At 56.8% G+C, this 21,618-nt stretch carries 18 protein-coding genes; 9 read left to right on the forward strand and 9 right to left on the reverse strand.

What is annotated here, in order from left to right; translation table 11 throughout:
- The first annotated feature begins 63 nt into the window (after window positions 1-63).
- Window positions 64-774: a GntR family transcriptional regulator gene (locus AO068_RS22660; RefSeq protein ID WP_058402891.1), complete on the forward strand. Its 711-nt coding sequence runs from the start codon at window positions 64-66 to the stop codon at window positions 772-774.
- Here AO068_RS22660 and AO068_RS22665 read toward each other — a convergent pair whose 3' ends face one another.
- The 3 genes from AO068_RS22665 to AO068_RS22675 all read right to left on the reverse strand — a co-directional run bounded on the left by AO068_RS22665 (window position 775) and on the right by AO068_RS22675 (window position 3,898).
- Complete coding sequence (locus tag AO068_RS22665) at window positions 775-1,725, reverse strand: PDR/VanB family oxidoreductase (protein ID WP_058402892.1); 951 nt, start codon at window positions 1,723-1,725, stop codon at window positions 775-777.
- A gap of 73 nt (window positions 1,726-1,798) precedes the next feature.
- Window positions 1,799-2,863, reverse strand: a complete 1,065-nt coding sequence (locus tag AO068_RS22670) for an aromatic ring-hydroxylating dioxygenase subunit alpha (protein ID WP_058402893.1) — start codon at window positions 2,861-2,863, stop codon at window positions 1,799-1,801.
- 147 nt (window positions 2,864-3,010) lie between these two features.
- Entirely contained in the window at window positions 3,011-3,898 is an 888-nt protein-coding gene (locus tag AO068_RS22675; RefSeq protein ID WP_058409513.1) for a LysR family transcriptional regulator, read from the reverse strand.
- A 127-nt stretch (window positions 3,899-4,025) separates the two neighbouring features.
- Here AO068_RS22675 and AO068_RS22680 point away from each other — a divergent pair, with 127 nt between their 5' ends.
- Window positions 4,026-4,781, forward strand: coding sequence for a gamma-glutamyl-gamma-aminobutyrate hydrolase family protein (locus AO068_RS22680; protein ID WP_058409514.1), 756 nt, complete (start codon window positions 4,026-4,028; stop codon window positions 4,779-4,781).
- 127 nt (window positions 4,782-4,908) lie between these two features.
- Window positions 4,909-5,457 (forward strand): cupin domain-containing protein, encoded by a 549-nt coding sequence (locus AO068_RS22685; RefSeq protein WP_002553494.1) that lies wholly within the window; start codon window positions 4,909-4,911, stop codon window positions 5,455-5,457.
- A 56-nt stretch (window positions 5,458-5,513) separates the two neighbouring features.
- Here the strand turns inward: AO068_RS22685 and galE are convergent, their stop codons facing one another.
- Entirely contained in the window at window positions 5,514-6,542 is a 1,029-nt protein-coding gene (galE, locus tag AO068_RS22690; protein WP_058409515.1) for a UDP-glucose 4-epimerase GalE, read from the reverse strand.
- A gap of 419 nt (window positions 6,543-6,961) precedes the next feature.
- Here galE and AO068_RS22695 point away from each other — a divergent pair, with 419 nt between their 5' ends.
- From AO068_RS22695 to AO068_RS22715, 5 genes are all read left to right on the forward strand, one after another.
- Entirely contained in the window at window positions 6,962-8,146 is a 1,185-nt protein-coding gene (locus AO068_RS22695; RefSeq protein ID WP_058409560.1) for a glycosyltransferase family 1 protein, read from the forward strand.
- Window positions 8,134-9,315 carry a UDP-galactopyranose mutase gene (gene glf, locus AO068_RS22700; RefSeq protein ID WP_058409516.1) on the forward strand — a complete coding sequence of 394 codons (1,182 nt, stop codon included), beginning with the start codon at window positions 8,134-8,136 and terminating at the stop codon, window positions 9,313-9,315. Before AO068_RS22695 ends, glf begins: the two co-directional genes overlap by 13 nt.
- Before the next feature lie 2 nt (window positions 9,316-9,317).
- Entirely contained in the window at window positions 9,318-10,475 is a 1,158-nt protein-coding gene (locus AO068_RS22705) for a hypothetical protein (protein WP_058409517.1), read from the forward strand.
- Between the two features lie 126 nt (window positions 10,476-10,601).
- The gene (locus tag AO068_RS22710) at window positions 10,602-12,206 is read left to right on the forward strand and encodes a hybrid sensor histidine kinase/response regulator (RefSeq protein WP_058409518.1); all 1,605 of its coding nucleotides are present in this window, start codon (window positions 10,602-10,604) and stop codon (window positions 12,204-12,206) included.
- A gap of 373 nt (window positions 12,207-12,579) precedes the next feature.
- Window positions 12,580-13,599, forward strand: a complete 1,020-nt coding sequence (locus AO068_RS22715) for a hypothetical protein (RefSeq protein WP_058402899.1) — start codon at window positions 12,580-12,582, stop codon at window positions 13,597-13,599.
- A 273-nt stretch (window positions 13,600-13,872) separates the two neighbouring features.
- Here AO068_RS22715 and AO068_RS22720 read toward each other — a convergent pair whose 3' ends face one another.
- The 4 genes from AO068_RS22720 to AO068_RS22735 form a co-directional block, all read right to left on the reverse strand.
- Window positions 13,873-14,949 (reverse strand): YncE family protein, encoded by a 1,077-nt coding sequence (locus AO068_RS22720; protein WP_058409519.1) that lies wholly within the window; start codon window positions 14,947-14,949, stop codon window positions 13,873-13,875.
- 6 nt (window positions 14,950-14,955) lie between these two features.
- Entirely contained in the window at window positions 14,956-17,328 is a 2,373-nt protein-coding gene (locus AO068_RS22725; RefSeq protein WP_404944465.1) for a TonB-dependent siderophore receptor, read from the reverse strand.
- Between the two features lie 157 nt (window positions 17,329-17,485).
- Window positions 17,486-18,466, reverse strand: a complete 981-nt coding sequence (locus tag AO068_RS22730) for a FecR domain-containing protein (protein ID WP_058402902.1) — start codon at window positions 18,464-18,466, stop codon at window positions 17,486-17,488.
- 2 nt (window positions 18,467-18,468) lie between these two features.
- On the reverse strand, window positions 18,469-19,008 hold the full coding sequence (locus AO068_RS22735; RefSeq protein ID WP_058409521.1) for a sigma-70 family RNA polymerase sigma factor: 540 nt from the start codon (window positions 19,006-19,008) through the stop codon (window positions 18,469-18,471).
- A gap of 292 nt (window positions 19,009-19,300) precedes the next feature.
- Between AO068_RS22735 and AO068_RS22740 the strand changes: the two genes are divergently transcribed.
- Window positions 19,301-20,602 (forward strand): sensor histidine kinase, encoded by a 1,302-nt coding sequence (locus AO068_RS22740; protein WP_058402903.1) that lies wholly within the window; start codon window positions 19,301-19,303, stop codon window positions 20,600-20,602.
- 4 nt (window positions 20,603-20,606) lie between these two features.
- On the opposite strand, the gene AO068_RS22745 is transcribed toward AO068_RS22740, so the two are convergent.
- Window positions 20,607-21,398, reverse strand: a complete 792-nt coding sequence (locus AO068_RS22745) for a phosphatase PAP2 family protein (RefSeq protein ID WP_058409522.1) — start codon at window positions 21,396-21,398, stop codon at window positions 20,607-20,609.
- Between the last annotated feature and the right edge of the window lie 220 nt (window positions 21,399-21,618).

Consider the following 21,618-nt stretch of genomic DNA (forward strand, 5'->3'; position numbering starts at 1 on the left):
TTGAACCATTCCCCTGTGTACGTGGAGTAAGATGCGTTTTTCGATCTCCACGGAATCCTGTCAATGAGCAAACCCGGGCAGACCATTCTTGTTGCGTTGCGCAAGATGATTGCGTCAGGCGAGCTGGCGGCCGGCGAGCGCTTGATGGAAGTGCCGACCGCCGAGCTGTTCGGCGTGTCGCGCATGCCGGTGCGTATGGCGTTTCGTACCCTGGAACAGGAAGGCCTGCTGGTGCCCTTTGGCGGGCGCGGTTTTCAGGTGCGCTCGATCACGCCGATGGAAATCGCCGGTGCGGTCGACGTGCGCGGTGTTCTGGAAGGGCTGGCGGCGCGGCAGATGGCCGAACGTGGCTTGACGCAGGAGGCGCGGGACGAGCTTGAAGCCTGCCTGGTGCAGGGCGATGCCTTGTTCGAAAAGGGTTATGTCACTGAAGATGATCTTGAGGTCTATCACGACATGAACATGCGCCTGCATCAAGTGATCGTGGCAGGCAGCGGGAACCGCGCAATTGCCGATGCGCTGGCGCGCAACGACCATCTGCCTTTTGCCTCGGTGACGGCGTTGGCAGTGGATCGCGATAACCTGATTCGCGAATACCGGCGCTTCAATTTCGCCCACATGCAGCATCACGCGGTGGTGGATGCGTTAGTGAGCGGGCAGGGCGCTCGTGCCGAGGCGATCATGCGTGAGCATGCCAATGCGACCCTGCGCTATGCGGAGATTTTCGGTGCCGGCGTGAACGAGCGCATGAAGGTCATTCAGCGCTCGGACTGATCAGATGTCGAGCACCAGCAATGGAGTTTTCGAGCGTGAGCAGCATGGCGTGAACTGATCGTTGAGCGCCTGCTCGTCTTCAGTCAGAAACAGATCCCGATGATCCGGAATGCCCTTGAGGACGCGCGTCAGGCATGTGCCACACACACCTTGTTCGCACGACAGCGGAATATCGATGCCGTGGCTTTCGAGCACCTGAGCGACCGTCTTGTTGGCAGGAACGGCAATCACCTGACCGGTGCTGGCGATCTCGATAGAAAAGCTGCCGTCGTTGCTGGTGTCCACCGGCGCTGCGGAAAAGTACTCCCGGTGCAGATTGTCTTCAGGCCAGCCGGCAGCACGGGCGCTGTCGAGGATGTGTTGCATGAAGCCACCCGGTCCGCACACATACAAATGGGTATCGGGATGTGGCTGGGCGAGCACATTGGCGGCATCCAGCGCGGTAGCGGGCTGTTCATCAAGGTGCAGTGTGACCCGGTCGGCAAACGGCGAGTGCTTCAGGCGCTCGATAAACGCGCCACGCTCGACGGAACGAACACAGTAGTGCAGCTCGAAATCGGCACCGTCCAGCGCAAGCTGTTCAGCCATGCACAGAATGGGTGTGATGCCGATGCCGCCGCCAAACAGAAGCGTGCGACGGCTGTTCCCGGCCAGGGGAAACAGGTTGCGTGGCTCGCTGATGCGCAATTGCGCACCTGACTGAATCTGCTCATGCAGGCTGCGCGACCCGCCGCGTGAAGCCGGATCGTTGAGGACGCCGATCAGATAGCGATGACGCTCGTTCGGTGCGTTGCACAGCGAATACTGGCGGATCAGCCCGTCAGGCAAGTGCACGTCAATGTGTGCGCCTGCCGTGAAGGGCGGCAGCAGCTCGCCATCGGCTCGCACCAGCTCGAAACTGCAGATATCCAGCGCTTCATCGTTACGTGATAACACGGTCACGTCGATCATGGTATGTCCTCGGGTGACCGCAGCACGGGTCACTTCTGATTGTTTTCAACGCATTCGGGCTGGCAGCAGGCGGTCATTTAGTGGCCATTACTGGAATCTGTTCAGCTGTGCTGGCTCGTTCGGCAGCGATCAAGCGTTCCAGAATTTTACGCGACTGCACACCGCCGGCGTCGATATTGAGCTTGAGCAGGTTGCGCTGCGGGTGCTGAAGCAGGTTCTGTTGCTGGCGTTCAAGCATCTCCAGGTCTTCGCTGAAGATCTTGCGCTGCCCCTCGCGGATGGTGGCCGTCAGTTGCTCGTCAGCCGGGTTGAAGTTGCGCGCCATGCCCCAGAAGTACCAGATCGAGGTGTCGGTCTCTGGCGTGATGAAGTCGACAACGATGCTCGAGGCCTTGAACTCGTGAGGCGCGTGATAGCCACCTTTGCCCGCGTGGGCTACGCCTACCTCGATCAGTACATGGCTGGGCGGGGTGAAGCGGCAGATCTGCCAGCGATCGACTGGCACGTCATCGGCCAGGTTGTTGCCACGCAGCGCCATCTGCCAGAACGGCGGCGGCATGATGTTTTCCATGTGGCGTGCGGTAATGACTTCCTCGCCCTCGACCGTCGTGACAGGTGCCGCTTCGTCGATTTCCTTCTGACCGATGCTCGACGCATGCACGTAGGTTTCGTGGGTGAGGTCCATCAGGTTGTCGATCATCAGGCGATAGTCGCACTGAATATGAAACAGGCCGCCACCGTAGGCCCATTCGTCGCTGACCGCCCACTCCAGATGATGGATGAGCGCCGGATCGGCCTTTTCCCGGTCGCCAGGCCAGACCCATATGAAGCCGTAGCGCTCGACCGCGGCGAAGGTCTTGTTGCAGGGGAAGCCTCGAACACGCTGGCCGGGCATCGCGGCGGTCTTGCCATCGCCGCCCATCACCAGCCCGTGATAACCGCATACCAGTTGGCCGTTCTCGACATAACCCAGCGACAGCGGGGCACCGCGGTGCGGGCAGAAATCTTCTACGGCGACAACCTGCTGGTTCTGGTCGCGATAGAAGACCATCTTTTCGTTGCAGATTTGCCGACCCAGAGGCTTGTCGGCGACTTCATCTGCTGTACAGGCGACGTACCACGCATTCTTCGGGTGCATGACAGTTCTCCACGGTTCGATTATTGGTCTTATGGATCCACAGAATGAATCATGTTGTTTTCCTCGTGATTATTAATGCCACAGGATCAAGATTAATCCAATGATTAATTTAATTAACTATTATTTAATGGATCCACAGACTGGCCATCAGGCGGATCTGGACGCCAGCAGTGCTGCTCGCAGACGGGGGGCGAGTGCTTCCAGAAGGGTCTGCACAGAGCGCAATGCCCGGCAGTCGGGACGCGTCAGTAGCCACAGATCGGTGCTGCACCCCTGCAGTGGTTCACTCAACCTTTCCACTGAGCCAAGGCCCTGAATCGTGAAGTCGGTCAAGGCCGCCACGCCCAGACCGGCAGCGACCAACTGAGATACCGCCGACATGTTGCTGCAGCGATAGCGTGGGCTCACCGCCGGGAATGCCTGTTTACGCCAGATCACCGAAGGGTGGTCGGGCATTGAGTCGTCCGGGCTGATCCAGGGAATGGAGGCAGGGCTGTGTGTCAGCGCATCGCGGTAATCTGGGCGACCACAAATGAAGTAGTCCGCGCTGCCCAGGCATCGTCCGATCAGGTGTTCGGGCGGGGTATTGGTCAGGCGCAGCGCGATGTCGGCATCACGACGGCTGAGGTTGGCAAACGCGTTGGAGGTGGCCAGTTCCAGCGTGAGGGCAGGGTACTGCGGCATGAAGTCCGCGAGCGTTGGTAACAGCAGGCTGTGCAAGACCGCGTCAGTGCACGTCAGGCGTACCGTACCGCTGACCACCTGTTCGCCTTGCTGCAAGGCGATGCGGGCAGCGGCGAGTGCCTGTTCGGCGTGTTCCGCCTGCTCGGCCATGGCCTGGGCAGTATCCGTCGGAATGTAGCCGCGTCGGTTCTTTTCAAACAGCGCAGCTCCGAGGGCTGACTCCAGACGTCGGATCGAGCGGAACACTGTCGAAATATCAACGTGCAGCAGATCTGCAGCACGCGCCAGGGTCCGGCCGCGTACCAGCGCCAATACCAGAGAAAGATCGGCATGGGTGATTTCATATTGCATCGCTGCATTGTTCCTTTGCCTGAATGCCTATGTTTGTTGCGTAGATGACTATCCTAGACTGGTTTTATCCCGGCTGGATAGCGTCATATCGACGTGCTGGCTCACCAGATTCACAAGGACTCAACGTATGTCACGACCTCCCTTGATCGGCGTTACTGCCTGCCGTCAGCAGTTGGGCAAGTATTCCTCCCATACCGCAGGCGATAAATATGTCGAAGCGGCGGCGTTTGCGGGTGTCCCGGTCATTCTGCCCGCGCTCGACGTGCCCACCGAGCCTGCGCAGTTGCTGGCCTCACTGGACGGTTTGCTGTTTACCGGCTCGCCGTCCAATGTCGAGCCGCATCATTACAACGGCCCGGCGAGCGTGGAAGGCACTGCCCACGACGTGTTTCGGGATCGCACGACATTACCGCTGCTCAGGGCCGCCATCGCCCAGGGTGTGCCGGTGTTATGCATCTGCCGTGGTTTTCAGGAGCTGAATGTTGCACTGGGCGGCAGCCTGCATCAGCGGGTCCAGGAATCGCCCGGTTATCTGGATCACCGTGAGCCGCAAAGCGATGTGCTGGTCGTGCAGTACGCGCCGCAACACCCGGTGCAGGTGCAATCTGGCGGGTTGCTGGAGGCGCTCGGGCTTGCGCCGGGGTTCGAGGTCAATAGCCTGCACAGTCAGGGAATCGATCGTCTGGCATCGGATCTGCGCGCGGAAGCACTGGCACCCGACGGTCTGGTGGAAGCGGTTTCCCTGCCCGGTGCGCCAGGCTTTGTGCTGGGCGTGCAGTGGCACCCGGAGTGGGAGTTCATGAACAACCCTGTGTCGCTGAGCCTGTTCACGGCATTCCGTGAAGCCTGCCTGGCGTATGCCCGGAACCGTCAGGGCAGCTAGTGCGATGAGCTGCTGAGTGTTGCTGGCAAACGTGATTTAATATCCGGCTTTGCGGCCTTGGGCGATGGACAATCCATTCCACCTGGGCTTTGCTTCACTCATCGGATATCTTTCGCACAAGGCCATTATGGATACGGGAGCACGACTCAAACTGGTGCGTGAAAGCTACAAGCTGTCACAACGTGAACTCGCCAGACGCAGTGGTGTGACCAATGCCACGATTTCCCTGATTGAGCAAAATCGTGTCAGCCCCTCCATCAGCTCGTTGAAGAAGCTGCTTGAAGGCATCCCCATGACGCTTGCGGATTTCTTCACCTTCGACCAGCCACCGGGGCAGGATCAGTATGTATTCCGCGCCGGTGACCAGCCTGACCTGGGGCGTAACGGTGTCCGCTTGCTGCTGGTCGGCGCAACCCTGCCGAGCCGCCAGATGCGTTTTCTGCGCGAGCAGTACGCGCCTGGCGCAGACTCGGGTGAAGAGCCCATCGTCCACAGCGAAGGCGAGGAGTGCGGGCTGGTGACGCGCGGCACCGTGGAGCTGACCATCGATGGGCAGGTCAATATTCTCGGTCCCGGGGACGGTTATTACTTCCCGACCACCTTACCGCACCGCTTCCGCAACATCGGCCAGGACGAGGCCGAGATCATCAGTTCCAACACGCCGGCCAATTTTTAGCGCACAGCGCCTGCAACGACGATAATTTCCGGCCGCCTGGCACCTCTGGCTGCACCTCAACTGACCAGGGCTGTCGGCATATAACCCTGGGGGTTCATGCACTGCCAGCGCCATGCGTCAGTGAGCATCGAATCAAGGTTGAACCTGGCGCGCCAATCCAGCTCACGCAATGCTTTTCCCGGATCCGACCAGCACACCGCAATGTCTCCGCTCCGGCGCGGCTGAAAGATCAACGGCACGGTTTTGCCGGAGATACGTTCGAAAGCGTGCACTACCTCGAGGACTGAATAACCCTGCCCAGTCCCCAGATTCCAGACGGATACGCCTTTTTGGCCGCGTATTCTGTCCAGCGCCTTCAAGTGGCCCTCGGCCAGATCCATTACGTGAAGGTAATCACGCACACCTGTACCGTCCGGCGTCGGGTAGTCGGTGCCAAAAACATGCAGGGCAGGGCGTCTTCGATTCGCGACCTGCAGCAGGAAAGGCAGCAGATTATTTGGCGTGTTGCAGGGCGACTCGCCCAGCAGGCCGGACGGATGGGCGCCAATGGGATTGAAGTAGCGCAGCAGCCCGATGGACCAGCGTGGATCCGAGCGGGCGACGCTCTTCATCACATGCTCGGCCATCAGTTTGGAATGCCCGTAAGGATTGGTCGGCAAACCCAGTGGGCAGTTCTCGTCCAGCGGCATTTGCTCACGGTCGCCGTATACAGTCGCTGATGAGCTGAACAACAGGTTGAACACGCCTGCCTGCGCCATCGCCTGACAAAGGTTCACGCTGCCACTCACGTTGGTCTCGAAATAGCGCAACGGCTCTCTGACGCTTTCGCCCACTGCTTTGAGCCCGGCGCAATGCACCACAGCTTTCACTGGGTGGCGAGCGAATAGCCGGTTCAACGTCGCTTTGCTGCGTACATCGCCGTGGATGAACTCCACCTGTCGCTCACTGAGTGTCTCCACCCGGCTCAATGTCTCTCGTGAGCTGTTGCACAAGTTATCAAGCACCACGACATCGTGGCCCTCTTCAAGCAATTCAAGCGCAACGTGAGCGCCAATGTATCCCGCACCACCGGTAACCAGAATCATGATTATCCTTCCTGGATGTTCGCCGCCTCGGCAAGAGGCGTGCTGAGGGCTCGGCGTCGTGACCTTTATCAACAGGACGACAGAGGAGCCTTGCTTGCGAAAATCAGGACCAGACCACCGCGTGGGGAAAACGTACCGCAGGTGCCAAAAAACATTCGCTCAAGACTAGGGGCGTATTTGTTCCGCCGAGTTCAACGGTTCATTCCCGACGGCACATACCCTTTATCGGAATCAGCGAACAGCGGCCCGGGCGCATGCTCGAAACTGATGAGAATATCTATAGTTATTCCATGCACGCGATTGTTCCATGCATGCAACAGCCGCCAACGCACATCCTCATCATGAATGCCGTCGAAGTTCAGCCCTTTTCAGAGCCCTTCAGTTTCATCCAGGACTTTTTAGAAAAAAAGGGAGACTTCATGAACGGTGTCCAGAAAATCCAATCCGCAAGGTCGGCTTCAGCCAGCGTCGAGGCAGCCGTCAGACCGCTGCTGCTGTGCCTGTCCCACCTCAGGTGGGGGTTTGTGTACCAGCGTCCGCAGCACATCATGTCGCGTATGGCGCAGGATTATCAGGTGTTGTTTCTAGAGGAGCCTGTTTTTTCAGACTCGCCTCGCATCTGGCTTGAGTCACTGCCGCAAGCATGCGGTGTCACCGTATTGGTGCCGCACCTGCCTTCGCAGATGCAGCCTGACCAGGTGATCACTGCACAGCGCACGTTGCTGGATGGTTTTATGGATGCGCAACAATTTGGGGAGCTGCTGTTGTGGTATTTCACCCCGATGGCCCTGGCGTTTACCGACCACCTGCGCGCGCAAGTGACGATCTTCGATTGCATGGACGAGCTGTCTGCGTTCAAAGGTGCGCCGCCAGAGCTCGTCGAGCAGGAGCAAGCGCTGATGAAGCGCGCAGATGTTGTCTTTACCGGCGGCTTCAGCCTCTGGGAGGCCAAGCGCCTGCAGCATACAAATGCACACGCCATGCCCAGCAGCGTCGATATCGGGCATTTTGCAGCCGCTCGCAACATGCTTGCCGCCCCGAAGGATCAACACTGCATCCCCCACCCAAGGCTAGGCTATTTTGGCGTCATTGATGAGCGTTTCGATATTGAACTGATTCGAGAAGTGGCGGAATCACAGCCCACATGGCAAATCATTTTGATCGGTCCTGTGGTGAAAATCGATCCGGCAACCCTGCCGCGCATGGCCAACGTTCATTATCTGGGCAGCAAGCCTTATGACGATTTACCTGCCTATCTGTCTGGCTGGGATGTCGCATTGATGCCGTTTGCCCTGAACGATTCCACACGCTTTATCAGCCCGACCAAGACGCCGGAGTACCTGGCTGGCGGTCGTCCAGTGGTATCAACCCGGATTGCCGACGTTGTCAGAACTTACGGTGAGTCTGGAGTCGTCGCAATTGCCGATGATGCCGACGCGTTTGTGCGCGCGATTCGCGAAGCTCTGGCGCATAAGGATCCTGCTGATTTTCTGCGTAAGGTTGACGCAGTGCTGGTCGGAGAGTCCTGGGACAACACGTGCGCTGCCATGAAGGTGCAAATCGGCCTGGTAACGACTGGGGAGCAAACCCAATGCCTCGGATAAATCCTCAATCAGCCGCGTTTGCAGAGACGCACTATGATTTCCTGATCGTCGGTGCAGGTTTTGCGGGAAGTGTAGTGGCGGAACGGCTGGCAGCCGGATTGGGTAAACGTGTTTTGCTGATCGACCGACGTCCACACATTGCGGGTAACGCTTACGATCACCTGGACAGCGCCGGGGTGTTGGTTCACCAATACGGGCCGCATATCTTCCACACCAATGCCGAGCGCATTGTGGAATACCTATCGCGATTTACCGAATGGCGCGACTACCAACACCGTGTGCTCGCCAGTGTGGACGGCCAATTGCTGCCTATTCCGATCAACCTCGATACGCTCAACAGCTTGTACGGTTTGCAGATGAATGAGCAACAAGCCGAAGCCTTTCTCGCCAGCCGGGCCGAGCCGGTAGAGATGATAAGAACCTCCGAAGACGTTGTGATCAATCAGGTGGGCCGGGAGTTGTACGAGAAGTTTTTTCGTGGCTACACCCGCAAGCAATGGGGGCTGGACCCGTCGCAACTGGACAGGTCGGTCACCTCTCGAGTGCCTACCCGTACCACTTCGGACAATCGCTACTTCACGGATACCTTCCAGAAAATGCCGCTGCATGGCTATACGCACCTGTTTGAACGGATGCTCGATCACCCGCTTATCGACGTGGCACTGGGGGTCAACTTTGCCGATGTACGCGGGGCCGTGCAGTATCGGCACCTGATCTACTGCGGGCCAATCGATGAATACTTCGATTATTGCTATGGCCGCCTTCCATATCGGTCGTTGCGTTTCGAGCACAAGACCGTTGATCAGGCACAGTTTCAATCCGTGGCCGTGGTCAACTACCCGGATGAGGCCATTGCTCATACGCGAATCACAGAATACAAGCACCTCACCGGTCAACGGCATGCCCAGACCAGTATCAGCTATGAATTCCCGAGTGCCGAGGGCGACCCTTACTACCCCATTCCGCGACCGGAAAACACTGAGTTGTACAAGCGTTACAAGGCGTTGGCCGATCAGTCGGATGAGGTGACTTTCCTTGGGCGGCTTGGTACTTACAAGTATTACAACATGGACCAGGTTGTCGGTCAGGCATTGGCGCTGTACCAGCGGCTGGCTCATGAGTTGCCGGAGCAGATTGCCGAACCGATTGAACAACCTGCGCGAGGTTGAGTATGGGCGGTCTGTTTGACAGCTTCTTCATAGGCGGATTCGAGTGTGCCAGCCATCGACGACGCGATGGCGTGCGACTCGATCTGCTTGGCTCCACTGGGCACGACCGTTGGGCACCGGAAGATTTTGCCGCAATGGCGGAGCACGGAATACGTACCGTGCGTGACGGTATGCGCTGGCACCTGATTGAAACCAGCCCGAACTGTTACGACTGGAGCAGTTTTCTGCCCATGTTACGAGCCGCGCGGCGTCAGGGCACTCAGGTTATCTGGGACTTATGCCATTACGGTTATCCTGATGATCTGGATATCTGGCGGCCGGAGTTTGTCGAGCGCTTTGCGCGTTTTGCCGCTGCAGTGGCTCAGGTAGTCAAAGACGAAGGGGAGACCGCCCCTTTTTATTCGCCAATCAATGAAATTTCGTTCTGGAGCTGGGCGGGAGGTGAAGTTGCTTATTTCAACCCCGGTAGTCGGCAGCGCGGCATGGAACTCAAACAGCAACTGGTCCGGGCCAGCATTGCGGCCATAGAGGCGATACGTGCAATAGAGCCAGGCGCGCGTTTTATTCAGGCCGAACCATTGATTCATGTCGTACCGGCTACGCGCGGTAGTGCGCAAATAGCGGCAGCAGAGTGCTATAGGCAAGCGCAGTTTGAAGCCTGGGATCTTTTATCCGGGCGGCAATTGCCTGGGCTGGGCGGCCGATCCGAGTATCTGGATGTGTTGGGCGTCAACTTCTACCCCCATAACCAATGGCAATTCAAGGGTCGAAAGCTCACTCAGGACGACCCGCAATACAGGCCATTTCAGGGCATGTTGAGCGAGCTGCATACGCGGTACGCAAGACCGCTATTGATTTCTGAAACCGGTGCCGAAGACGTACAGCGTCTGCCCTGGTTCAATTACATCTGTGCCGAGGTCAGTAAGGCTGTCAGGGCGGGCCTACCTGTAGAAGGTATCTGCTGGTACCCCATTCTCGATTATCCGGGCTGGGACGACGCCCGATACTGCCCGACAGGCCTGTTGGGGTATGCAGACGGGCAGGGCAAACGGGCCTCCTTTCACCCTTTGCAGGTGGCGTTACGCGAGAGTGCGAGTGAATTTGCGGCTCTCATTCGACAAAAGGACGAAAAATCGGCTCTCGGCGTGAACGCTTTTTGAGTGTTTAGCCCCTCATATGAATATAATTCGTTTTTTGTCCAAAATCTGAGAACCCTTTCAAGGCTCCGCCAGTCCTAGCTTTGAGAACGTGAATTACACCCAACCAATATGTGTGGAGTTTCTGGAGTGTCGGAAGAAAAAGCCCGTGTCGACAATGCTGCAACGGGAGATATCCAGCATCAGGGAAAAGATATCTTTTTTGCGGCGGTGGAAACGACACGGATGCCAATGATCGTGACGGACCCCAACCGTGCGGACAACCCGATCATTTTTTCCAATCGCGCGTTTCTGGAAATGACGGGCTATTCGTCAGAAGAAATCATCGGTACCAACTGCCGGTTTCTTCAGGGGCCGGAAACGGATCGGGCCGTGGTGCAGTCCATTCGTGAGGCGATTGACGAGCGTGTCGATATCTCCACTGAAATTCTCAATTACCGCAAGGACGGTTCTACGTTCTGGAATGCCTTGTTTATTTCTCCGGTTTATAACGATGCCGGAGACCTGATCTATTTCTTTGCGTCGCAACTGGATATCAGTCGACGTCGGGATGCTGAGGATGCCTTGCGTCAGGCGCAGAAAATGGAAGCCCTGGGGCAGCTTACCGGAGGCATCGCCCATGACTTCAATAACCTGCTTCAAGTCATGGGGGGCTATATTGATTTGATCGGTAGCGCTGCAGAGAAGCCCACTATTGATGTGCAGCGTGTCCAGCGCAGCGTTCATCACGCCAAGTCTGCTGTCGAACGCGCGAGTACGCTGACCAAGCAATTACTGGCATTTGCCCGTAAACAAAAACTGCAGGGACGGGTGCTCAACCTCAATGGCCTGGTTTCCAGCACAGAGCCCTTGATCGAGCGTACGTTCGGGCCGCACGTGACGATCGAAACCGATCTGGATCCGGCATTGAAGAACTGCCGTATCGACCCGACCCAGGCAGAAGTTGCCTTGCTGAATATCTTCATCAACGCCAGGGATGCGTTGATTGGCAGGCCTGACCCGAAAATATCCATTGAAACCCGCAATCTGGTCGTCGATGAGTTGGCCAACATGTCTCATGACGGCTTGCTGCCTGGTCGCTACGTCAGTATTGCCATAACGGACAATGGCATTGGCATGCCATCGAGTATTCGTGACCGTGTGATGGACCCGTTTTTTACCACCAAGGAAGAGGGCAAGGGTTCAGGGCTCGGTCTTTCGATGGTCTATGGCTTTGCCAAACAGTCGGGCGGCGCGGCGCGGATCTATACCGAAGAAGGTATTGGCACAACGCTGCGCCTGTATTTTCCGGTAGACGAGGCAATGCTGACCCACTCGGAGCCACCAAAAGCTGTCGACAGACGCATTGGCAGCTGCGAGCGGATTCTGATTGTCGAGGACCGGCCTGACGTCGCCGAGCTGGCGAAGATGGTGCTGGATGACTACGGCTATGTCTGCGAAATCGTACTCAACGCTCGCGAAGCGCTGAAGAAATTCGAATCCGGCAGCAGGTATGACCTGCTGTTCACTGACCTGATCATGCCGGGCGGCATGAACGGCGTGATGCTCGCGCGGGAAGTGAGGCGCAGGTATCCGAAGATCAAGGTGCTGCTGACCACCGGCTACGCTGAAAGCTCGATCGAACGAACCGATATCGGCGGTTCCGAGTTCGATGTGGTATCCAAGCCCTGCATGCCTCAAGACCTCGCCCGGAAGGTCAGGCAGGTGCTGGACGGACCTAACGGCATCGCTTGATTGTCCCGCTACCGAAGACCTGAAGGCCTGACTGTTCTCGGTCAGGCTGACGAGTATGTGGTTATACCCATTATTGACTGTGCCTTATGGGGTGCCATTGTTTATTAATGCCTGTCGAGTATTAACAGACATCAGACAACCTCACTTATAAACATAGAAGCGATAATGAGGCCGCGAAGTTGTAAAGCGCTTGGAGCGTTACCGTCTCTTTCCGTTCCATTGATAGAGATCACTGTTCGTCGCCTTTTTATGTGGTTTTGCAGCCCCGAAAAAAGTCTATAAAAGTTTTAAACTTCTTGAGTGTCGCCCGGGTCATTAAAGTGTACGCCACACATTTCAGCGTTCACTGCCAATGACTCAAAGGACTCTTATTATGATTCGCGACGACCGCATCGCTCCAGGCTCCCCTGTGTATCAAGACACGCATGCCATGGCTCCTCTGCTTAAACGAATTTCCTGGAGCGCTATTCTGGCCGGTGTTGTATTGGCCATGGTTGTTTCGCTGTTGTTGAACCTGTTGGGCACGGCCATTGGAAGTGCCAGTATTGATCCAATGCAGGAAGCCAATCCGTTGTCCGGAATTGGTACAGGTGCGGGTATCTGGGTTGTTGTCAGCTCGGTAATCTCGCTGTTTGTCGGTGGTTGGGCGGCTGGCCGTCTGGCTCAGCGTGAAGGCGCTTTTCATGGTCTTCTGGTATGGGCGAGCGTATCGCTGATCACGGTCTATCTGGTGTCCAGTGCCGTAACAGGCGTGGTACGCGGTGGCCTTAATCTGGCAGGCAGCGGTATGTCGGCACTGGGCAGCGGTATTGCTCAGGTAGCGCCGGCCGTCGGCAGCAAGATTCAGGATCAATTGCGCGCTCAGGGCATTGATTTCAATCTGGACGATATCCAGGGCGAAATCGAAACGGCCATGCGTCAGACCGGCAAGCCCGAGCTGAACCCGGACAACGTCAAGCAGGAAGCTCAAGCGACTCAGCAGGATGCGCAGAATACTGCAAAGCAGAGCGCACAGAATCCTCAGCAAGCTGATGAGCAATTGGGTGGCCTGATGGACCGCATCAAAGCCAAAGGCGACCAGGCGTGGGATGCTGCTGACCGTCAGGCGCTGGTTAATCTGATCAAGGCGCGTGGCAACAAGACTGATGCCGAAGCCAATCAGATCGTCGATCAGGCTCAGGCCAGCTATCGTCAGGCTTATGCCAAGTATCAGGAACTGAAAGCTCAGGCAGAACAGAAAGCCCGTGAAGCAGCTGAAGTGACTGCCAAGCGCGTTTCGCAAGGTGCCTGGATTCTGTTGATCACTCTGGTGATCTCGGGTCTGGTCGCAGCGGGTGCGGGTGTACTGGGTCGTCGTACTCAGCCGCCAGCCAAAGTTGTCGCTGCGATCTGAACCAACGCAGCAAGACTGAACTGAAGTACCAGACGGGGAGCGTTGATCGCTCCCCGTTTTTATTTCAGCGGTTCGATATCGTGTCAGTGCCGATCCGACTTCGACAACACGTTGGTAAAGTCCATCCCTTAATTTTTTACCTTATCATCGTGCGGCTCTACAGCTTGCGTAACAGGGCAACTTTCAAAGAGCAAATACTCTAACAGCGTGCTGCGGGATATATATTCGATCTCAACGGTGGCACCTGTGCCATTGATGTTGCCAAGTCTATATTCACTGGGTTTTAAGGGTTGTTACTGTGAAGGTGTCCGGGTGGAATATCGGGTCGGGCTTTGGCTGTTCGGCAGTGGGCTCAGGCTGGGTGAATTCGGCACTGAGCAAGTACGCTTGTGAGCGTGCAGAATCAAATGTCATGTTGTGCGCCCACAAACGGGTGCTGACACTTCCTTTGGTCCGATACTGCCCGTCCGGGGCACGTTCAACCACGGTCAGACTGGCATCTGCACCACTGGGTATCAACAGGCGATCGTTTTGGCGGTCGTACGCCATGCTGTTGACAGCGCGGGGGGTGGGCAATGCTGCGAGGCGTTTGCCGGTCATCAAGTCGGCAATAATCAACTGAGGGCTTGCGCCACGACAGGCAATGAACAGACGTTGTCGCGATTCATCGGCGGCGACCGCGCTGGGTTTGTTGCAGCCCTCGAACGTCCAGTACTGATGTTTCTCCAGCAGTTGGCCTGAAAGAACGGCCACTTGATTCTCGTCACGCATCGGCACTATCAGCGTGCTGTCGCCAAGGATGATCGGCGCGTCGAGTTTCTGTGCCGGAACCTGCCGGGAACCAACGAGTGCGTCGGTACGTGCGTCGATGAAATACAGTGTGGAGTGGTCGCCGCGACGGCCGCTGGTAACGATCACTCGCTGATGCCCGGCATCGTAGATGACATTGTTCAGGTTGCCTGAGTCCAGTTTGAGCCGGTTTTGCACGGTCATGCGGTCCAGCGCGACGATGCCTAATGTCCCGTCCATGTTGGCGATATAGGCGCGATTGTGCTCGGGTGCAAAGGCAACGGCATTGGCACCGGTCGAGTTGTCCAGGGTCTTGATCAAAACCTGCCGTTCGACGTCGAACACGGATAAACCGTTCTCGCGGCGTGCGATGTACAAATGAGGCTGCGCCGGCTGCAATGCCGCGAACCCCCAACTGTAGCCAGCGCCTGGCAGCACGGTTGCTGCGCGGGTGGTGTACAGCAGCGAGTCATCCGCCTGAACCGAAAGAGGTGCCAGCAGCGTGAACACACTGGCAAAAATCTGTAATCCCGTCACCTTGAGCCACCTGATCAACGACATATCGGCTTAAAACTCCAGAGTGGTGGAAAGAATGAACTGCCGCGTATCACCAACGGACACGAAGTAACGGTTGGCGCTGGAGGTGTAATACGTGCGGTCAAACAGGTTCTTCACATTGAACTGAATGTTGAGCTTGTGCTCATCGACTTTTGTATCGTAAGACGCGAAGGCATCCGCCACGGTGTAGGCGGGCAGTTCGAATGAGTTGGCAGAGTCTCCCGGGCGCTCTCCGACGTAATGTGCGCCAGCGCCGGTGCGCAAGCGGTCACCGCCGCCGATAATGCTGCCCCAGTCGTATACCGCAGACACTGCCGCTGTGCGCCGGGCCACGTTCCACAGCTCGTTGCCCTTGTAGAGCGGGTCCTTGGTGATCTTCGCATCCAGTAGTGCAAAGCTGCTGATCACGCTCCAGCGATCGGTCAATTCTCCAGCCACGTCCAGTTCTATGCCTCGCGAGCGGGCTTCTCCGGATGTCCGCCAGTCGGTGAGCTTGGTCGCATCGTTGAACTGGGAGACCAGAATGTTTTTCTTGCGAATATCGAAGACCGCTGCGGTAGCCGTAATGCGTCCCGGAATGTCCAGTTTGGCACCCAGTTCGTAGGACCTGGCTTGCTCAGGCAGCACGGCAGAGTCAATGACCACGCCACTGCTTAACGGCGCAATGGTTGAGCTGGGTTTCAGTGATTGCGTGTAGCTGCCGTAGAACGACAGCACATCGTTGTATTTGTAGACGACGCCACCGCGCGGCAGCCATTTCTGCCCATTGATATTGGTGTTTGCCACAAAGGGGCGACCGCGTCCGGCTATTTGATCGTAGGTTTGGTAGCGCGCACCGGCCACCAGAATCCACTGCTCGTTGAGGTGGAACGAGTCCTGAGCAAATAACGAGGTGGCGCGTAGTTTATCGGTCTGGTCACTGTCGCTGGCCGATACCGTGCTGGACGGCGATTCCCGGCCATAGACAGGGTTCAGATAATTGAAGCTGGACCGCGCCGTTTGACGCAGCAGGTCCGAGCGGAAGATTTTGCGTTTCTCATCATCGACGCCGACCTGCAAGTTATTCTGGAAGCCTGCGATCTGAAAGGTGCCTTCCAGGTCGGCAATTGCAAAACTGTCGGTACTCACAGCACCATGGGTTGCATCGTTACTGCGCGTCACTGCGCCCGTGGCAGCATTGAGGGCATTGATTCGCAGTTGGTTGGCATCGTAGGTTTCACGGTTCCAGCTGTAGCCGAAATGAGATTTCCAGTTGTCGTTGAACTGATGGTCGACGCTTAGCTGCGTGAGGTCCGAGCGACCTTCCATTTCATTGAACGGTTCGTCCAGGCGCCGGGTTCTGGGAATATCCAGCGGGTGGTTGGTACGCGGGTCCAGTGCCGTGCCGCGGTCGAAAGGGTAAAGAAATTCCCTGTGCTCATATGAAAGCACCACTTGTGTCGTGTCGCCGTACCAGGCAAGCGATGGTGCGACCAGCGATTCTCGATGGGTGCCGAAGTTACGCCAGTAATCCTCGTCTTCATAATCCACCACCATGCGATAAGCCAAACGGCTATCGCCCAGCCCGCCGGTGCTGTCAAAGCTGCCACCGCTACCGTCGCGGCCATGCGCATAGGCGGACGCGCGACCACTGATTGCGTTGTAGCTCTCCAGCTGCGGGCGTTTACTGACGACGTTGACTACGCCACCCGGGTCCATGATGCCGTAAAGCAGCGATGCCGGACCTTTGAGCACTTCCACGCTGTCAGCAGTAGCGCTCAGACCACGTCCCTGAACGATGGGCATTCCGTTGTGCATGATCGAACCGTCGCGATTGCCGCCAAAGCCACGCTTCATCAAGGTGTCTTGCGTCGCCGCCAGGGTGTTGCCCTGGGTGATGCCACTGGTATTGGCCAGCGCATCGTCCAGATTGCGCGGCTTCTGATCGCGCAGAACTTGCGCAGAAACCACGTTCACGACCTGGGGCACTTCCAGCGTCGACCTGTCGCTGTGCAGGATCGAACTCGCACCGGTTGGCTGGTAGCTGGTACTGCGATCGGAGTTGGCTTCAACCTGTGTCGCGCGCAACTCCATCGCCTCTGACGCAACCAGCGTGTAGCTGCCGTTGCTTTGCTGCGCGGCAAAGATGCCGCTGCCTGCGAGCAATGCGGTCAGTCCTTCAATGACCGAGTAGTTGCCGTCAAGGCCCGGTCCGACCTTGCCGTCGGTATACGCCGCATTTCCGGCCAACTCGATACCTGCCTGCTGGGCAAAACGGACGAGTTGCCCGGTGAGTGGGCCTTTCTCGATGCTGAACCGGTGAGTCAATGCGCTTGCATCGGTGGCAGAGGCGGTTGAGACCCACGATGCACTTACACCGCCCACCGTCAATGGAATGATCATGGCCAGCGGCGTCAGGCTGAGATAAAACGGGCGTCGTTTATGGAAATGCATAGTGCTGGCGTCCACGCTGATGAAAGGAAAAAATATTGGCTTTCATCTACACCGGACGAGCAGGGCAAAAGGGGAACCACCGCGTGCAAAAAAAACAGGACCGCAATTATGCCCGCGCCTCGACAGTAACCCACCAGGGCAGCGTGCGCTTGATCGCCACGGGCAGTACCGATGCGAGGGCAGCCAGTGCCCTGTCTGTATCCTTGATGGAAAAGGTGCCGACCACTCGCAGCCCTGCAATCTTCTCGTCACAAGCAAGGTAGCCATGCCGGTAGCGGGACAGTTCATTGACGAACTGCAGGAGCGGCATACCTTCAGCGACCAGAATGCCGGACGTCCACGCGCGGCCAGAGGCAGGAGCGGGTTGCGGGCTGTCGAGTCGATCCCCATAAAGGGTTATCTGCTGTCCTGCATGTACATCGCAGCGTTGATCGGCTGCCATGACCGACACCTCGCCTGAATAGACCGTGATGCAGGTGGCGTCATCATTCAGTAGCCGTGCGCTGAATTCTGCGCTGTATGCCTGCGCTTTCCCATGAAGGGTTTTTACCTGCGTCCGTTTGTTCTGCGAGCGGGTAGCGTCGATCAACACTTCGCCTTTCAGCAGTTGCAACGCTTGAACATCAGGGGCGGCCGTAACGTTCAGTGCGCTGGCGGTGTTGAGCCAGATTCGGGTGCCGTCAGCCAGCGTGAACTCTCGTGTTTCGCCCGTTGAGGTGGATAAATCGGCCCGAATCGAAGCAAACAGCGAGCCGCTCTCACCGTTGTTCAGCAGGTGCCAGCCCAATGCCCCGCCCAGTGCGAGAACGCCCATTGAAAGAAGGGTCTGACGGCGGCTCATCGATGAAGAGCTGGTGGACTGTAGAACCTTGTAAGCGCCATTTCTTTCTAGCGGATCCTGAAACTGGGCGAAGCGTCCACCTATCTTCTCCACCAGTGCCCAGGCCTTGCGGTGTTCCTCGTTCTGGCTCAGCCAATTCTGCCACTTGCGTCGCTCGGAATCGCCAGCATCCTCTGCACCCAGACGCGCATACCAAGCCGCAGCTTGCTGGAGAACATCATAATGATCACTGCGAGGACTGTTCATGGTCAACACTCATCGGCACGTGCGGACAGTTCACGCACCATGCACTGATACATGACCTGTGCCATGTACTTTTTTACCATGCGCTCGCTGGTGCCAATCTGTTCGGCAATCTCGCGGTAAGTGTTGCCTGACAGTTGCGCCAGCAAAAAGGCGGTTCGCGCCTTGTGCGGCAAGTCACGCAGCATGGCGTCGATTTCATGCAGTGTCTCGAGAAGAATGGCAACGTACTCGGGGGAGGGGTGCAGGTTCTCGGGCCTGTTTGCCAGCTCCGTCAGCCATGCCTGCTCGATCTGCCCCCGGCGCCATTGATCGATGCAAAGGCCGCGTGCAACGGTACATAGAAACGACCGCGCTTCACCGGGCAGCCTGAATACTCGTGGCTTGAGCAACAGACGCAGGAAGGTATCGTGAGTCAGGTCCGCTACGTCGGCAGTGTTGAACGAGTTGCCAAAGCGCCGGGTCAGCCACTGACGTAGCCAGCCGGAGTGCTGTGCATAAAGGTCGTCGATGCGGGTCTGATCAGGAGCGCTTGAGCAGGTCATGAGAAAGCAGTCGTTCCGAAGTTATAGAGAATCATACGCATACAATAAACAATCTCATTGATAAAACACAGAACAAGCGTGCCAATTGTCTTGTTGACTGACGTATGCCTTGCTGGCGTGTTCTGGCGTTGCCGCTCAATACGCTTGCCGCACGTGGGCTGGCGCTGTCGCAGATTCTCATCCTGCGTGCTATACCGATAAGCTATCGTCGATTTGAACCTGTTGCGTAAAGTGTCCAGCGTCGCGATATCCCGCCCGTGCGTGATGCACAAACGTGTCGTTTTGGTAAGCCATGAATATAAAAACCAACCTGAGACGTCGTATTGTGGTGGTGTTTGCGCTGATGAGCGCATTTGTGGCGGCCATGTTTGGCATTGGTATATACATGACCGAGCACTTCGTTGAATCCAGGCTCATTACCATTGATCTTGAAAACGATCTGCACCGTCTCTTGAATGCGCAAAGTACCAATGAGTGGAGTCATCGGCCTGAGCGCGAGGAATTGTTCTACGTCGAAGAAGGCGCAGGCGATTTGGCTGTTCCGCAGGATCTGGAATATCTGCATCCGGGGTTTCAGGAAATCACCCGTCAGGGCAAGGAGTATTACGCGCTGGTGAGTACCGTCGCCGACCGTCGCTATGTATTGTTGCGAGATCAAAGTGGTTTCGAAAAGCGCGAAAGGATGTTGCTGGCCATTGTATTTGTCGGTTTTGTGCTCAGCGTGCTGCTTGCCGTGTTGCTTGGGCGTGTGCTCGCCACACGCGTCATCGCTCCGGTCGCGCGTTTGTCGCGTCAGGTTCGACACCGTGATCAACTGTTGTCTATTGCGCCGCCGTTGTCTCCAGACTATGCCGATGATGAAGTGGGTGAGCTGGCTGTTTCTTTTGACCATACGCTCGGGCAATTGCGAGCGGCACTGGGCCGAGAGAAGTTGTTTACCAGTGATGTCAGTCACGAGTTGCGTACCCCTTTGATGGTACTTGCCTCGTCCAGTGAGTTACTGCTTGAGAGCCCCTGCCTGGATGAGTTGGGGCGAGCGAAAGTCTTGCGTATCACACAGGCGACGTCCGACATGCGCCAGCTCGTTGAAACCTTTCTCATGCTGGCCAGGGACAATGGAGCCCATGCGCGCAATGGTCCCCGGGCAACCGTACATGAAGTGGCGTGCGAGCTGATTGAGGTATGGCGAAAGCCGATAGAAAAAAAGGGGCTGGAGTTGATTTTCAGTCCTGGCGCGAACGCAGGTGCGTCTTACAACGCGACCCTGTTGCATTCGGTAATGGGGAATCTGCTGCGTAATGCCTGGCATTACACCGATACGGGGTATATCAAGCTGTCGCTGTTCAAGACCGGGTTTTGTGTAGAGGACAGCGGCTCGGGCATTTCCGACAACACGCAGAATGCGTTGTCCCGACCCTTCGTACGGGGTGAGGAACAACGTGGTGAAGGGCTGGGAGTCGGGCTGTCACTGGTTAATCGGATCTGTGCCTATCAGCGATGGCAGGTGACATCAAGCAACCTGCCTGGCGGTTGCAGCTTCCGAGTGGAACTGCAACCGCAGGATGCGGACAGCGAGCCCGTCAGAGTCAGCTGAGTGGTTAATCCGCTCTGGTTTCAAGCGGTTGCGCCAACTGCCGCCAGCCATAAAAGGCGAGCGCGGTAAGCAGCGCACTGAGCCAGACAATCACACCAGCCCAGAACGTGTGGGACATGAAATGCCAGCCCTGAACAACTCGTGTGGTGCCGTAGATTGCACCCAGTACGGTCGATGCGTAGAGGACTGCCTTGGCATGGCGCCAGCAGTAACGGCGTGCAACGAAATACAGTGCCACCATGGTAAATCCACCCGAAGCATGACCTCCTGGCCAGCAACGACCCGCACCTGCTTCATGGAACAGGCTGAAGTTTTCGAACCACTGCTTTTTCTCCATTGTGCCGCCATACAGAGTGGTTTCCACAGGGCAGTAAATGCTCGTGTGACTTTTGAAAAAGTGGATCATGCCGGTGATCACCGCGAAAGAGACCACGATAAACAGCAGGTCGCGACGGTGACGAGCAGTGAAGCGTAACAATGGGGCTACCCGAGCAGTTTCCAGCAAGCCAATCATTCGGTCATTGCGCCCGGGTTTCAGCAGTGGCCATATAAAGGACAGCAACAGCCCGATTACTGCGGCTTCTCCCGTCCAGTCGGGAATGATCCTGGGCCAGCGGTGGGTCAGATTTTCAAATAGGCGGTCATGCTCAAACGGAAATACCTGAAGCGGGTAGTAAAGCCAGTTGCTGATCGCTTCGTCGAGCGAAGTAAGATCAAAAACGACAAAGGTCAGCAGCGCTATTGCAATCGGCACGCCGAAGTTCCAAGCATAGAATCTTGATTTTTCGCTTTGCACTCTTTTTTATTCCGTAGTCATTTGCGTGGCTTGAGAGTTCAGGTCGATGTGCCCAAGTCTTCTGCGAGGCAGAATATACGTAGCAGCCTGTTCAATTCCTAGCAGGACTTTCATGAAAACCGTTTCATTCAGCTTTGGCATTTTTTTCACATGTCATTGACCCGACGATGACGTGTCCTTGATCAAGCTGGCGGCCTTAAAAGGACAGAGCCAGCGTGTT

Source organism: Pseudomonas sp. ICMP 3272 (assembly GCF_001466905.1).
In the GTDB taxonomy this organism is placed as follows: domain Bacteria; phylum Pseudomonadota; class Gammaproteobacteria; order Pseudomonadales; family Pseudomonadaceae; genus Aquipseudomonas; species Aquipseudomonas amygdali.

What these genes read in the sequence shown, in the direction of transcription:
- AO068_RS22660 (WP_058402891.1), top strand. Translation starts at nt 64, where the DNA reads ATGAGCAAACCCGGGCAGACCATTCTTGTTGCGTTGCGCAAGATGATT.
- AO068_RS22665 (WP_058402892.1), bottom strand. Translation starts at nt 1,725, where the DNA reads ATGATCGACGTGACCGTGTTATCACGTAACGATGAAGCGCTGGATATC.
- AO068_RS22670 (WP_058402893.1), bottom strand. Translation starts at nt 2,863, where the DNA reads ATGCACCCGAAGAATGCGTGGTACGTCGCCTGTACAGCAGATGAAGTC.
- AO068_RS22675 (WP_058409513.1), bottom strand. Translation starts at nt 3,898, where the DNA reads ATGCAATATGAAATCACCCATGCCGATCTTTCTCTGGTATTGGCGCTG.
- AO068_RS22680 (WP_058409514.1), top strand. Translation starts at nt 4,026, where the DNA reads ATGTCACGACCTCCCTTGATCGGCGTTACTGCCTGCCGTCAGCAGTTG.
- AO068_RS22685 (WP_002553494.1), top strand. Translation starts at nt 4,909, where the DNA reads ATGGATACGGGAGCACGACTCAAACTGGTGCGTGAAAGCTACAAGCTG.
- galE (WP_058409515.1), bottom strand. Translation starts at nt 6,542, where the DNA reads ATGATTCTGGTTACCGGTGGTGCGGGATACATTGGCGCTCACGTTGCG.
- AO068_RS22695 (WP_058409560.1), top strand. Translation starts at nt 6,962, where the DNA reads ATGAACGGTGTCCAGAAAATCCAATCCGCAAGGTCGGCTTCAGCCAGC.
- glf (WP_058409516.1), top strand. Translation starts at nt 8,134, where the DNA reads ATGCCTCGGATAAATCCTCAATCAGCCGCGTTTGCAGAGACGCACTAT.
- AO068_RS22705 (WP_058409517.1), top strand. Translation starts at nt 9,318, where the DNA reads ATGGGCGGTCTGTTTGACAGCTTCTTCATAGGCGGATTCGAGTGTGCC.
- AO068_RS22715 (WP_058402899.1), top strand. Translation starts at nt 12,580, where the DNA reads ATGATTCGCGACGACCGCATCGCTCCAGGCTCCCCTGTGTATCAAGAC.
- AO068_RS22720 (WP_058409519.1), bottom strand. Translation starts at nt 14,949, where the DNA reads ATGTCGTTGATCAGGTGGCTCAAGGTGACGGGATTACAGATTTTTGCC.
- AO068_RS22725 (WP_404944465.1), bottom strand. Translation starts at nt 17,328, where the DNA reads ATGATCATTCCATTGACGGTGGGCGGTGTAAGTGCATCGTGGGTCTCA.
- AO068_RS22730 (WP_058402902.1), bottom strand. Translation starts at nt 18,466, where the DNA reads ATGAACAGTCCTCGCAGTGATCATTATGATGTTCTCCAGCAAGCTGCG.
- AO068_RS22735 (WP_058409521.1), bottom strand. Translation starts at nt 19,008, where the DNA reads ATGACCTGCTCAAGCGCTCCTGATCAGACCCGCATCGACGACCTTTAT.
- AO068_RS22740 (WP_058402903.1), top strand. Translation starts at nt 19,301, where the DNA reads ATGAATATAAAAACCAACCTGAGACGTCGTATTGTGGTGGTGTTTGCG.